The sequence below is a fragment of the Haloarcula sp. CBA1127 genome (assembly GCF_001485575.1).
Classification (GTDB): domain Archaea; phylum Halobacteriota; class Halobacteria; order Halobacteriales; family Haloarculaceae; genus Haloarcula.
On record NZ_BCNB01000006.1, the window covers coordinates 2146937 to 2160273 of the forward strand.

The 13337-nt window shown below is 62.5% G+C and carries 14 protein-coding genes; 8 read left to right on the forward strand and 6 right to left on the reverse strand.

The genetic code is table 11. From position 1 onward, the window contains the following. On the reverse strand, nt 1-675 hold the full coding sequence (locus tag AV059_RS15310) for a glycosyltransferase family 2 protein (protein ID WP_058995776.1): 675 nt from the start codon (nt 673-675) through the stop codon (nt 1-3). Nucleotides 676-950: 275 nt separating this feature from the next. On the opposite strand from AV059_RS15310, the gene AV059_RS15315 reads away from it, so the two are divergent. The 3 genes from AV059_RS15315 to AV059_RS15325 all read left to right on the forward strand — a co-directional run bounded on the left by AV059_RS15315 (nt 951) and on the right by AV059_RS15325 (nt 3477). Further along, on the forward strand, nt 951-1373 hold the full coding sequence (locus AV059_RS15315) for a cobalamin B12-binding domain-containing protein (RefSeq protein WP_004592670.1): 423 nt from the start codon (nt 951-953) through the stop codon (nt 1371-1373). Then, on the forward strand, nt 1370-2428 hold the full coding sequence (meaB, locus tag AV059_RS15320; RefSeq protein ID WP_058995778.1) for a methylmalonyl Co-A mutase-associated GTPase MeaB: 1059 nt from the start codon (nt 1370-1372) through the stop codon (nt 2426-2428). Before AV059_RS15315 ends, meaB begins: the two co-directional genes overlap by 4 nt. Nucleotides 2429-2535: 107 nt before the next feature. Then, complete coding sequence (locus tag AV059_RS15325; protein WP_058995780.1) at nt 2536-3477, forward strand: alpha/beta fold hydrolase; 942 nt, start codon at nt 2536-2538, stop codon at nt 3475-3477. A gap of 2 nt (nt 3478-3479) precedes the next feature. On the opposite strand, the gene AV059_RS15330 is transcribed toward AV059_RS15325, so the two are convergent. The 5 genes from AV059_RS15330 to AV059_RS15350 form a co-directional block, all read right to left on the reverse strand. Beyond that, on the reverse strand, nt 3480-3866 hold the full coding sequence (locus tag AV059_RS15330; protein WP_058995782.1) for a Zn-ribbon domain-containing OB-fold protein: 387 nt from the start codon (nt 3864-3866) through the stop codon (nt 3480-3482). Next, nucleotides 3863-5029 carry a thiolase domain-containing protein gene (locus tag AV059_RS15335; RefSeq protein ID WP_058995784.1) on the reverse strand — a complete coding sequence of 389 codons (1167 nt, stop codon included), beginning with the start codon at nt 5027-5029 and terminating at the stop codon, nt 3863-3865. The genes AV059_RS15330 and AV059_RS15335 overlap by 4 nt, the downstream gene beginning before the upstream one ends. A gap of 156 nt (nt 5030-5185) precedes the next feature. Continuing rightward, the gene (locus tag AV059_RS15340; RefSeq protein ID WP_008309112.1) at nt 5186-5383 is read right to left on the reverse strand and encodes a DUF5800 family protein; all 198 of its coding nucleotides are present in this window, start codon (nt 5381-5383) and stop codon (nt 5186-5188) included. A gap of 105 nt (nt 5384-5488) precedes the next feature. Continuing rightward, complete coding sequence (gfcR, locus tag AV059_RS15345) at nt 5489-6127, reverse strand: transcriptional regulator GfcR (protein ID WP_058995787.1); 639 nt, start codon at nt 6125-6127, stop codon at nt 5489-5491. A gap of 330 nt (nt 6128-6457) precedes the next feature. Continuing rightward, on the reverse strand, nt 6458-7333 hold the full coding sequence (locus AV059_RS15350; RefSeq protein ID WP_058995788.1) for a hypothetical protein: 876 nt from the start codon (nt 7331-7333) through the stop codon (nt 6458-6460). Between the two features lie 59 nt (nt 7334-7392). On the opposite strand from AV059_RS15350, the gene AV059_RS15355 reads away from it, so the two are divergent. The 5 genes from AV059_RS15355 to AV059_RS15375 all read left to right on the forward strand — a co-directional run bounded on the left by AV059_RS15355 (nt 7393) and on the right by AV059_RS15375 (nt 13337). After that, nucleotides 7393-8382 (forward strand): aldo/keto reductase, encoded by a 990-nt coding sequence (locus tag AV059_RS15355; protein ID WP_058995790.1) that lies wholly within the window; start codon nt 7393-7395, stop codon nt 8380-8382. A gap of 60 nt (nt 8383-8442) precedes the next feature. After that, nucleotides 8443-9519, forward strand: coding sequence for a TrmB family transcriptional regulator (locus AV059_RS15360; RefSeq protein ID WP_058995791.1), 1077 nt, complete (start codon nt 8443-8445; stop codon nt 9517-9519). 232 nt (nt 9520-9751) lie between these two features. After that, nucleotides 9752-11275 (forward strand): extracellular solute-binding protein, encoded by a 1524-nt coding sequence (locus tag AV059_RS15365; protein WP_058995793.1) that lies wholly within the window; start codon nt 9752-9754, stop codon nt 11273-11275. A 78-nt stretch (nt 11276-11353) separates the two neighbouring features. After that, nucleotides 11354-12334, forward strand: a complete 981-nt coding sequence (locus AV059_RS15370; protein WP_058995796.1) for a carbohydrate ABC transporter permease — start codon at nt 11354-11356, stop codon at nt 12332-12334. Nucleotide 12335: 1 nt separating this feature from the next. Then, nucleotides 12336-13337, forward strand: coding sequence for a carbohydrate ABC transporter permease (locus AV059_RS15375; RefSeq protein ID WP_058995797.1), 1002 nt, complete (start codon nt 12336-12338; stop codon nt 13335-13337).

Below are 13337 nucleotides of genomic sequence, written 5' to 3' on the forward strand. Positions count from 1 at the left end.
TTAGCGAAAGAGGAGGACGCGAAACACCGTGTCAGTCATCCGGAGCGGGTAGAGCACGAGCGTGTCGAGGCTGAACTGTGACTCGCCCTCGTCACGGATCGGCATTTCTATCGATACCTCTTCGATCCGCTGGCCGCGCTGGGCCGCATCAAGCGTCTGTTCGACCGCCCAGTGGTTGTCCGAGCGGTGGAGGATGTCCTGTAGTGCCGACACACGGTAGACGCGGAAGCCGCTGGTCACATCGGTGATGTCGATGCCGCCGAGTTTCCGCACGACGGTCGTGAAGAACGTGATTCCAAGCCGCCTGATGAGCGGGTAGTCGTCGATGCTCTCGTTCAGGTAGCGGCTGCCGATGACCATGTCGGCGTCCTCGGCGTGGTCAAGCAGGGTCGGAATCTTCTCCGGGTCGTGTTGGCCGTCGGCGTCGACCTGCACGACGAAGTCGTAGCCGTGGCGGATTGCGTACTGGTAGCCCGTCCTGACGGCCCCGCCAACGCCGGTGTTAAAGACGTGTGTGACGACGTGTGCGCCGTGCTCCCGAGCGATTGCCGCGGTGTCGTCCGACGACCCGTCGTCGACGACGACGACCTCGTCGACGTAGCGGCTCGTTCCGTCGATCACCGACCCGATGGTGTTCGACTCGTTGTACGCGGGGATGACGGCGACTGTTCGCACTGGTGGAAACGCCGCTAGCAGCGAACTTAGAATTGTCGTTCTCTGGAATGGCTCACTCGTAGTCTGTGTGCCTGCCGTTGACCGCTCCGCTCGTTTCAAACCGGCTTCTGTGAGTTACAGCCGATGAGAAACCGACTAGTTGGGATGCCCTTGCTTCTCACGACCGAAGATATCGTGAGTGTCCACAAGACCCGTTTTCAGAGGGACGCTCGTAACCAACATAAGTCATGATGAATAGGGCAAGAATGAAAACACACCGCGCGGTACGTACTGGCATGAGTGTCGAGCAGGAGCAGACGGAACGGACCATCAGGTGTCTGGTGGCGAAAGTCGGACTCGACGGACACGACCGGGGCGCACACGTCATCGCACGGGCGCTCCGTGACGCTGGCTTTGAAGTGATTTACTCAGGGCTCCACCGAGCGCCTGACGAAGTCGTGCAGGCCGCCGTGCAGGAGGACGTGGACGTCGTCGGTATCTCCATCCTCTCCGGGGCGCACAACACGCTCGTCCCGAAAATTCTCGACGGGCTGAAGGAGTACGACGCGTTCGACGACCGGCTCATCCTCGTCGGCGGCATCGTCCCGGACGACGACCAGGAGGAACTCCGCGGGCAGGGCGTCGACGAGATATTCGGCCCGGGCGCGTCCATGGAGGAGATGATCGACTACATCCACGAGAACGCGCCCGAGCGATGAGCGACCTCGTCGCTGACCTGCTTGCGGGCAAGCACAGCGCCCTCGCCAGAGTCATCACACTGATAGAGAACCGGTCGTCGGGGTACCGAGAGATAATCTCCGACCTCCATCAACACACCGGCACAGCCGACGTTATCGGCGTCACCGGCAGCCCCGGTGCGGGCAAGTCCACGCTGGTCGACAAGGTCGCAGCGACCTACCGCGAGCAGGGCCAGACCGTCGGCGTCATCGCTATCGACCCGTCCTCGCCGTTCTCCGGCGGCGCGGTGCTCGGCGACCGGATACGGATGGCCTCAAACGCCGGCGACATGGATATGTTCTTCCGGTCGATGTCTGCTCGTGGCTCCCTCGGTGGGCTGTCGACGGCGACGACCGACGCCGTGACCGCGCTGGACGCGTTCGGCAAGGACAAAATCATCGTCGAGACAGTCGGCGCCGGGCAAAACGAAGTCGACATCGTCCGCACCGCCGATACCGTCGCCGTGCTCGTGCCGCCGGGGAGCGGCGACGACGTCCAGATGCTCAAGGCCGGCATCCTCGAAATCGGTGACGTGTTCGTGGTCAACAAGGCCGACCTCGATGGGGCCGACCGGACCGTCCAGCAACTCCGGGAGATGCTACAGGGACAGAGTGGACGCCCGGACTCCGGCCATCACGGCGCGACCGAACTCGTCGGTGACCATGGTGACACGTCCACCGATGACGCCGACGATGAGGCAGATGAGTCGGAGACGTGGAATCCGCCCATCGTTGAGACAGTCGCCAATCGGGGCGAGGGTGTCGAGGACTTCTTGGACGCGCTTGCCAACCACGGCGCGTATCTGGACCGAACCGGCCGTCGAGAGGGGCAAGCCCGAGAGCGATTCGCCGCCGAGATTCGAACCCTGCTTCGGGAGGACGCCAACGAACTACTGGTCGACGAGCTTGACCGCCGCGGCGGCATCGAACAGTACGTCGACGCCGTCATCGAGCGCCACACTGACCCGTACACGGTCGTCGACGAGGTGCTCGAACCGCTCCGAGAGTGTCTCGACGAGCCTCGCAACGGGAACTAGGTTCGAGACTGCCCCGTCCGCGGAACCATGTCTGCCCGGACCGATAGCGACAGCTATCTGACGATCTTCCAGCATGTATAACATACTCCGGGCCCCAAGTCATCAGTATGAAACTCCGCAAGGCGCTCGGTGCGGTCGTTGGTGCGGTCGGCGCGACAGCCGCTGCCAACCGCGTGCTGCAGTCGCGGGCCGGCGCGTTCGAACCGATGCTCGACGGGGAACAGGGGACGTACCGCTGGCGCGGGTTCGATATCGCGTACACTGAAGCTGGCGACCCGTCGGACCCGGACCTCGTGTTGTTCCACGGCATCAACGCCGCTGCCAGCAGCCACGAGTTCCACACGGTGTTCGACACGCTGGCGGAGGATTACCACGTCATCGCGCCGGACCTGCCGGGCTTCGGGCAGACGGACCGGCCGCCGCTGCTGTACTCGGCATCGCTGTACACGGCCTTTGTACGGGATTTTATCGAGGACAACACCACCGACGCGACTGTCGTCGCGTCGTCGCTGACCGGGGCCTACGCCGCCAGCGCGGCACAGGAGGTCGACGTGAAGGAACTCGTCCTCATTTGCCCGACTGACAGTTCGATGGGGAATCGCACTGTCTGGCTCCGCTCGCTCCTGCGCGCCCCCGTCATCGGCGAGGCAATCTACAACCTCACCGTCTCGAAACCCTCCATCCGGCACTTCCACGCCGACCACGGCTACTACGACATGGACAATCTCACCGAGGAAGTCATCGACTACGAGTGGCAGAGCGGCCACCAGTCCGGCGCGCGCTTCGCGCCGGCGTCGTTCGTCTCCGGCTTCCTCGACCCGGAAGACGACCTCGGTGACGTACTGGCCAGCCTCGACGTGCCCGTGACGCTGGTCTGGGGGGAGGACGCCGACATCACGCCGCTGTCGAAGGGTCGTGACTTGGCCGAGCAGGCGGACGCGATGCTCGTGGTGTTTGGCGATTCGCTGCTTCTGCCCCACGTCGAACACCCCGGTGAGTTCGTCGACGTGGTCCGCGACAGAGTGACCTCTGTAACAGTCGAAAACTGAGCCTAGCGCGGTCGGAACACGACCGCTCTCTCGCCGGTCGTCACGCGTTCGCCGACATCGATGCCGACCACGTCGCCGGTGGCAACGTCTTCTGGGTCCACATCACGGACGAGTCCGGTGACCGAAACCGGTCCGAAGTCAGCGATGGCGGTGACGTAGGGCGCGTCGTCTTCGAACTGCGGCGTCGGGACGGTAATCGTCGTGTGGCTCGCGATTTCGCCGGACTCCGGCAGGCCTACCTCCGAGAGGTCCTGGTCGTGACAGCGCGGGCACACCCGCCGGGGCGGCAACCAGCCGTGGCCGTTCGAACATTCGAGGTAGTACCCGTCGTCCGATTCGATGCTGTCGAGCCACGCGTCGTACTCGCCGTCTTGTGCGGATTCAGTCATTCTTGCACCTCCATGACGTGGACGGTCGTAGACGCGACTGTGCCGCCCGCGTTGTGTGCGACGCCGACGGTGCTGTCCGGCACGGCGTCGGCCCGCGGGTGTGATCCGTCAAGGAGCCAGGCGACCGTCGCCAACTGGGCAACGCCAGTCGCGCCGACCGGGTGACCCTTGGCTTTCAGCCCGCCCGAGAGATTAATCGGGCGGTCGCCGTCGCGGGTCGTCTCGCCGTTGCGCGCCGCGGCGATGCCCTCGCCGCGCTCGTAGAAGCCAAGCGACTCGATTGCGAACACTTCCGCGATAGTGAAACAGTCGTGGACCTCGGCGAAGTCGACATCGTCGGGGCCGACGCCGGCGTCCTCGTATGCTTCCTCCGCAGCCTTGTCGGCGGCGGGTGTCTGTGCCAGATGCGGGCGGTCCTGCAGTGCGAGATTGTCACCGCCCTGGCCGGTCCCGGTGATGGCAACTGGGGCGTCTAGGTCGTGCTCCTCGGCGTAGGACTCCGTGGTCAGGACAGCGGCCGCGGCCCCGTCAGTAATCGGACAGGAATCGTACAGGCCCAGCGGGGACGCAATCGTCGGGGCCTCGGTAGCGTCCTCGACCGTGATCTCCTTTTGAATCTGTGCGTGTTCGTTGACCAGCGCGTGCTCGTGGTTCTTGACGGCGATGTGCGCGAGGTCCTCGTGGGAGCCGCCGTACTGGTCGAAGTACGACCGGGCCATCAGCGCGTAGGCCCCGGGGAAGGTCATCCCGGCGCGGACCTCGTAGAGGTCGTCAGCGGCGATGGCGAGCGCGTCCGTCGCCGCTGCCGTCCCAATGTTGGTCATCCGTTCCGCGCCGCCGACGACGACGACCTCCGCCTCGCCGTTCCGGATCGTCTTGACGGCTTCACGAACGGCCGTACCGGCGGATGCACAGGCCGCTTCGACACGGGTCGCCGGAACGTCCAGGCCAATGGCCTCGGCCATCAGCGGGCCCTGGTGGCCCTGGTGTTCCGCGAGCTCTCCCATGAAGTTGCCGTAATAGAGCGCCTCAGCGTCGTCCGGGTCGATGCCGGATTGCGATAGCGCTTCGAGTCCGGCCTCGGCGAACAGGTCTCGGCCGGTTCGCTCGGGGTGTTTCCCGAAATGTGTCACGCTGGCCCCGGCGATACGTGGGTCTGACATTATCTCCCAGTGTGCGCTGACGGCTTAAATGCCTACTGCTCGGATGCTTAATTAGCGCATATTCGGGGCTATAAACGCCCAAAAACAGTATATAGGTTCTTTATCGAATTTCTTTCCCACAACGGACCTATTGCCCTGAAGGGTACTATCTCCGCTTCAGTTCACAATCTCGGCGATACGCTGGGGTTCTCCCGACAGCGCGGGTTCCGGTTCGACCATCTGCAGCACTTCGTGGTCGGTCACGTCGGGATACGACTTCTGGATGGCGTCCTCGATGAGGGCTTTTTCGAGGCGGAACTCGGTTCCCTCGTAGACGACATCTACGCCCTGTTCGTCGAACGACAGTACAGTCATGCCGCGAATTACGCACGGCACGAATAAAAGGATAGTCTCTCGCGCGGCCGCGCAGGCCCGGCGACTGCCCGGCAAAACGCGTGGCCGGGCCACTCGTCAGAGCCGTTACGAGTCGCCGTCGCTGCCGACTCGGATGACCTGCAGTAGGGAGTACACCGGGACGCCGCGGATGTCACCGACGCCGCGCTTGTCAGCTAGCACGACGCAGGCCACGGGATTGCCGCCCTGTTCGTGGATCGCATCGATGGTTTCCCCCATCGTCTTGCCGCTCGTAATAGTGTCGTCGACGACGTAGCAGTCTCGGTTCCGGATCTGCGCGAAGTTCCGGGAGAACGAGCCATCGCTGGTCTCGCTCTCGTCGTCGTCCCACTGGTGTTTGGTCGGGGCGTACGTCCCGAGGTCGGTTTCCAGTTCCCGCGCAACGGTCGTCGCAAGCGGCGCGCCGGCCTTCTCGATGCCGATGGTAAGGTCCACATCGTCGCCTTTCTTTGAGAGCAGGTCCGCCATCGCCGCACCCGTGTGGTACAGCCGGTTGCTGTCACGACCGACGGCGGACCAGTCGACGTGGATGTCGTGGGGACCGCCGTCGTCGCTCGTCTCCGGTTCCGTGCCGGTGCCGCTGCGTTCGACAAGCCAACTCGCCGTCTCCCGGGAGACGTTGAGTTCATCAGCAATCTCGCCCTTAGAGAGGCCACGCTGTGCCAGGTCGGACGCGCTGTCGACGAGGTCGTCGATATTCTTCATACCATCATCTCCGTGTGCGAGGATTTAATAGGCAGTGTTCTTCACCCACCAAAATCTATTTACAACAGTCATTGTACTAATCTATTGGCTGGGTACACTCTCCCTGCTATCCGGGGCCAGGTGGCAATCCCGTCAGGTCACCAGCATCCCCATCCCAACCCGGCCGACGCCAACCGTCTGTCACACAGCATGGTTGTCCGCGGGACCGCACGCACCAGCGGTCAGGCGGGATTCTCCCGCTCTTTGCCGTCCATCGTCTCTCTAGGTCGAACCCGAATAGCGTCTTGAACACCAGACCTGACACCGGTTCGGCCGTTCAGTGTGTCTGGTTCAGTTGTCGTCCACTTCAAAGGTGTAGAGTCGCTGCTCGCAGGTCGGACAGACGAGCGTCTCGTCGGGGTCCTGACGCGGGCCCAGATGGCCGCCACAGCACGACACCGACGACGACTCGACCAGCTCGGAGCCACACACCGGGCACCTATCGAGAAACATCCGGAAGGCCTCTGCACCGGCGATTCTGAGCCGTTCGTCGTTGAGACGCTCGCCAAGGACCTCGTACGCTGCAAGCTCGGCGACGACGACCGGACGAGGCAGGAGCTGTTTGTGCTCGGAACCGAGCACGACCCATTCCGCGTCGTCGACGTACGGCTCCGCGTGCCCGACCTGCTCCAGCGACGCCTGCAGTGTCGTCGAGAGTGCCTCAAGTGATTCCGCTGCCAGTTCGTCCATCCGGTCGTGCCAGGCAGTGTCGACGGTTGCTTCGGGAAACAGCCGTTCGCCCTCGAGTTCGATGACGCCGGCTGCCGAGAGTTCCCGGAGGATGGTTTCGCCGTCCAGGTCCACGTCCTCGGCCAGCGAGTCACGCTCCTCGTGGGCCATGGCTTCCTGCGTTGCCGCGTCGTGTGCTGGCTCCCCGTGGAACCACTCGTCGGGGACCGGTGACGCCGCCACCAACCGCGGGGCAAATTCGGGCGTGTACGGAACCAGATACCCCCGAAGGTAGACCACCGCGACGCCGACAACGCCGACCAGCAGGCTCGCCCGCTGACGGTTGCGTGCGCGCAAGAACATGACAGCGATTCCAACGAGCCCCAGATTCAGGATTGTACACGGCCAGCATCTGTTCGGTCCGGTGTAGGACTCGTCGCTGAGGGTTTCGAGTACTCCCATCGGGTCAGATTCCTGCGGTGCGGGTTCCCGGCTCATGTTCGGACGACGATATGCAGTCCCAAAATTCTTTAACAACAGCTGTGGTACAAAGTGTCATGAGCGATTCGCCGGTGACATACACCACGCTCGGGTCGACAGGGCTCGACGTGTCTGAACTCTGTCTCGGAACGATGAACTTCGGGAGTGCGGAGCCCTGGATGCTAAACGACGAGACCGAGAGCCGCCGGATACTCGAACGGGCGCTCGATCTTGGTATCAACTTCTTCGATACAGCCAACGCGTACTCGAACGGCGAGAGCGAGCGGATTCTGGGCAGTGCGCTCGACTCCGCTCGCCGCGGCGAACTGGTCCTGGCATCGAAGGTGTACTTCGATATGCACGACGGGCCGAACGGGAGCGGGCTCTCGAAGAAACACATCATCGACCAGTGTCACGCCACGCTGGACCGCCTCGGCGTCGACTATCTCGACCTCTACCAGATCCACCGGTGGGACGAGGACACGCCCATTGAGGAGACACTGGACGCGCTGACGTATCTCGTCGACGAGGGGCTGGTCCGCTATATCGGCGCGAGCACGATGGCAAACTGGAAGTTCCAGAAGGCGCTGTACACCGCGGATATCGAGGGGTACGAGCGGTTCGTCTCGATGCAACCGGAGTACAACGCTGTCGACCGGCACGAGGAGGCGAACCTCCTCCCCGTCTGCGAGATAGAGGGGGTCGGTGTCATTCCGTGGTCGCCGCTGGCCGGCGGCTTCCTCGCCGGAAAGTACGACCGCGACGAGGACCTATCCGAGGGGCGGGCGAGTACGGACGAGTACACGGCAAACCGGTTCAGCGACGAAAACTGGGCGGTTCTCGACGAGGTGCAGGCGATTGCTGACACGAAGGACGCAACGCCGGCACAGGTCAGCCTGGCGTGGCTCTGCCAGCAGGACGTCGTCGACGCGCCGATAATCGGCCCGCGGACGATGGACCACCTGGAGGAGAACGTCGGTGCACTCGATGTCGACCTGACCGACGAGGAGTGTGCCCGAATCGAAGCCCCAAAACAGCCACAGTGGCCGGTCGAGGGTAAGGACTGACCGTTGACTTCGATAGATAACCATGCACGTTAACTGCGTTCTCAGTTTCCCTGTACACACATGGACGACAGCGAACTAACCGATGTCCTCGAAGATGCCGGTCTCTCCCCGTACCAGGCGGAGGCCTACGTGGCGTTGCTTGGGCTGGGGACCGCATCGGCGACCGACATCGCGGACTCCTGTGACGTTCCGGACCCGCGGATTTACGACGTACTCCGGGACCTGGAAACGAAGGGGTATATCGAGACGTTCCAGCAGGACAGCCTGACCGCCCGCGCCCGCAACCCAGATGTAGTCCTTGAAGACCTGCGGTCCCGGTCGAGCAAGTACCTCGACGCAGCAGAGACGATCGAAGAGCGCTGGAACCAGCCCGAGATATCCGACCACGAGGTCAGTATCGTCAAGCGGTTCGAAACGGTCGTCAGCCGAGCCCGGGAGCTCATCGAAACAGCCGAAAACCAGATTCAGGTCGGTGTGGACCCGGAGCAGTTCTACGCGGTTCGTGAGGAACTCATTGCCGCCCACGACCGCGGCGTGAATATCAAACTCAGCATCTGCACGGGTGCTGGTGAGGACGTACCGCCGCTTTCCGACATCGAAGGCACCTGTACGGAGGCCCGGAACCGCGAGATTCCAGCCCCGTTTTTCGTGCTGGTCGACCGGACCTGGACGTGTTTTGCACCCCACCACGACTCAGTCAACGAGTACGGCGTGCTGGTCAAGGACCGGACCCACACTTACGTCTTCCACTGGTTCTTCCTGACCTGTCTCTGGGAGATCTGGGACACACTGTACACCGAGCGGACGCCGGAAACCCCGACGACGTACGTCGACCTCCGCCACGCCGTCCGGGACATCGAACCGCTGTTGAACGAAGACGCGACTATCGAGGCCGTCATTGTGGGGTACGACACGGAAACGAAAGAGTCGGTTGAGCTGATAGGGCAGGTCACCGACATCGACTACACCGGGAGTAGCATCGGTCGGAAGGACCCCGTCCCACTGGCACAACTGGCCGGTCGAATCAGTGCGACGCTGGTTACCGACGACGGGACGTACGAAGTCGGTGGCTGGGGGGCCGTCATCGAGGAAGTCGAAGCTACCGAAATTACGATTACGAACGTCGAGTACGAGTAACGAGACGCTGCTTTCTCAGGGTGGCTAAACTCCCCCTCAGTTTACGCGTTTAAGACTCTCTGTGTGGCAAACAGCTGTTTGACCTATCCGTGCGTATATATACTGAAAGATTTATACAGTGGCGAATAGTCAATAAAGTATCACTATCGCCGGGCTGCCGACGGTAATTAACAACACCTGTGGTTAATTATGGACAACCTTTAAGGTGTGTCCGGGATAGCTCAGAATAGATATGTCGGACAATGGCACAAGCGGCGAGCGGAACTCAACAGGCGTCTCCCGGCGACGGTTCGTCCGTGCTGCCGGAGCAGCAGGTGTCGTCGGTGGACTGGCAGGCTGTGCTGACTTCGTCGGTGGTGGCGACGGCGGCGACGGGAGTGACGGTGGCTCGACTGACGACGGTAGCAGTGGCGAGACGACGACGGTCCAGTGGGGCTTCGACCCGGTGGCCGTCCAGAACAACGGCGACGCAATCAAGCAGGCACTCCACGACAACGGCCTGCCGGACTCCATCGAAATCGAATTCGTCCCGCGTGACCAAGACACCGGAGCGGCTCGGTCGAACTACAACCGACTGCTCTCGGCCAGCGAGACGAACCCGGACATGTTCCTGATGGACAACGGCTGGACGAATATCTTCATCCAGCGGGGCCAACTCCAGAACCTCTCGCAGACGCTGCCGGAGGAACTGCTCACGGACGTGTCGGACAACTACTTCTCGGCGTTCACGGACACGGCCCGGAACCCGAGCAGCGGTGACCTCTTCGGCGTTCCGGTGTTCCCGGACTTCCCGACGATGCAGTACCGCAAGGACCTCGTTGAGGACGCCGGCTACAGCCCCGAAAGCAACAACTGGGCGACCGAGCCGATGACGTGGGAGGAGTGGTCGAACATCGCCGCGGACACCTACGACAACGCTGACGTTGACTTCGGCTTCACCACCCAGTGGGACATCTACGAGGGGACCTCCTGCTGTACGTTCAACGAGGTCATGTCCTCGTGGGGCGGCGCGTACTTCGGCGGCCGCGACAACCTCTTTGGGCCGATTGGCGAGCGCCCAATCACGGTCAACAACGAAGAGGTCATCAACTCCCTGAACATGATGCGGAAGTTCGTCCACGACGAGGAGTTCGACGGGCAGTTCGAGGGCTACGGTGGCGGCTTTACCCCGACCGAAATCCTCGGCTGGAAGGAAGAAGACGCTCGCGCGCCGTTCGTCAACGGCAACGCCGTCTTCCATCGGAACTGGCCCTACTCGCTGGCACTCGGCGGCCGAAATCCCGAGGAAACCGATGACCCGGCGCTCGGCGAGAACCTCGGTGCGATGCCCATCCCGTACGCCGTGCCCGAGAGCGATGCCGCACAGCCCGGTACAGGTGGCTCCACGGCTGCCCTCGGTGGCTGGCACATGACGGTCAACCCCAACAGCGAGCAGCTAGACGCCGTGACGAAGGTCATTCGCGCCGCCATGGAGCCGGACTTCCAGCTCACGCTGCTGTCCGTTCAGGGCTGGCTGCCGCCGCGGCCTGAACTGTTCAACTCCAGCGAAGCCCAGAACGTGCCCGTCGTTGGCCGGTACATGGATACGCTGCAGGTCGCTGGTAACAACACGATGCCGCGCCCGGTGACGGCTGTCTGGAGCGATCAGTCCAGCAAGATCGCACAGCAAGCAAACCGCGCAGTCGGGCAGGAAGCCTCCTCGGCCGACGCGATGGCGACACTCGAGTCCTCGCTCGAATCGACAGAACAGACCTGAAGCCACAGGCAAGCGTTACAAGACCACCCCTGTGATTATTTACCATGACACATTCAAACGACGGACGGAGGTAACCGAATGAGCACAGAAACCGGCCGTGAATCCAGACGCTCGGGGGCACTCGTCAGCGTGATGCGCTGGATGGAGAACCTCAGCGACACGCAGTACGCGTATCTGCTGTTGATTCCCGTGTTCGTGCTTCTGGGTGTCGTCGCGCTGTACCCGCTGTTGCGGACCTTCGAGCTGTCGCTGTTCGCGCTCTCGGCGGACTTTTCGAGCACTAACTTCGTCGGCGCTGGGAACTACGTTGAGCTGTTCACCGGCGGGAAGAACCGGTACCTACCGGGCGGAACGACGTTCCTTCCTGAAGGATTTGGCTTAGGTGCATTACTGAACAGCGCCCTCGTCGTCACGATAATCTTCGCTGTCACAAGTGTGCTGTTCGAGACGCTCATCGGTCTCGGACAGGCGCTCATCCTCGATCAAGATTTCTACGGTCGACGGTGGATTCGCGCGGCTATCATCATTCCGTGGGCTGTCCCCGTCGTCATCCAGGGGATAATCTTCTTCCTGATGTTCAATTCGAACGTCGGGTTCCTGACGCCACCGCTCGCTGACCTCGGATTGCTCGCGCCGACGAACACGCTCAACGACACGGCAAGTGCGACGTTTATCATCATCGTCGCCGACATCTGGAAGACGTCGGCGTTCATGGCCTTGCTCATTCTGGCGGGGCTCCAGAGCATCGACCGGGGCCTGTACGACGTGGCGAAGGTCGCCGGCGCGACGAAATGGCAGCAGTTCAAGCTCATCACGTTCCCGCTCATCCTGCCGACTATCGGCGTTGCCGTGCTGTTCCGGTCGGTACAAGCGATGCGAGTGTACGGCATCATCGATACGGTGTCGAGCTGTACCGTCGTGCCGTCGCTGTCGTGTATGGTCGTCGCGACGTTCACTACCCGCGAGGGGACGTCCGCGGCCATCGCGTTCGTGACGGCCGCGATTATCGGCATCGTCGTGATGGGACTCATCGCCTGGCAAGGGGAGGACGCGATCTAACATGGCTACGCCAACCGACACCCAGGAGCAGTCGAGCGACGGACCGCTACAGCGCTGGACACAGAGCGCCATCCAGAACCCGGACAAAGTGTACCGGGCGCTGTTTTACGCAGCGATGGTGTTTTTCCTGGTGACGACGCTGTTCCCCTTCTACTGGCTCGTCGTGCTGGCGGTGACCCCCGAAGGGAACCTGCTCTCTGGCAGTTTCCTCCCGACGGTCAACCTCTTCGGCGTCAGCGGGACGTTCCCGCTCCCGGTGCCGAAAGGCTTCAACCCAGGCGCGTTCGTCACGGTCTTCGAACAGGTGCCGTTCCACCTGTATATGTTGAACAGCTTCGCACTGGCGGTCACGACGACGGTCATCGTGCTGTTCGTCGCCAGCCTCGCCGGCTACGTGTTCGGCCGACTTCGGTTCCCTGGCCGCGCACTGCTGATGCTCGGTATTCTGGCGATCAGCTACTTCCCGCCAGCCGCGTTCGTCATCCCGCTGTTTCAGGCGTTTGCCGGCAACGCGCCGATTACGGTTCCGTTCACGTCCATTCCGCTGTTTACCCCACCACGGATGCTGAACACGCCGGGTTCGATGGTGCTGCCGTTCAGTGCGTTGTTCATGCCGCTGTCCATCTTCATCCTGACGACGTTCTACGGCCAGATTCCAGACGGACTGGAGGACGCTGCACGGGTCGAAGGAACGACGCGGCTGGGCGCGCTGTTCCGGGTCATCATGCCGCTGTCCGCGCCGGGCGTGGCGACCGCGGCCGTGCTGACGTTCATCGCCGTCTACAACGAGTACTTCTTCAGCTCGATCATGGCGACCTCGCCGGAGGCGGCGAAATGGTCGCCGATCGTCGGCGGGATTCTCAGCTACCAGACCCAGTACACGACGCAGTTCAACCTCATGGCGGCTGCGAGCATCGTCGGAGTCCTCCCCGTCGTCATCCTCGTCATCGTCGCACAGGAACGCATCGTCAGCGGACTGACCTCAGGCGCACTCAAGGAGTAA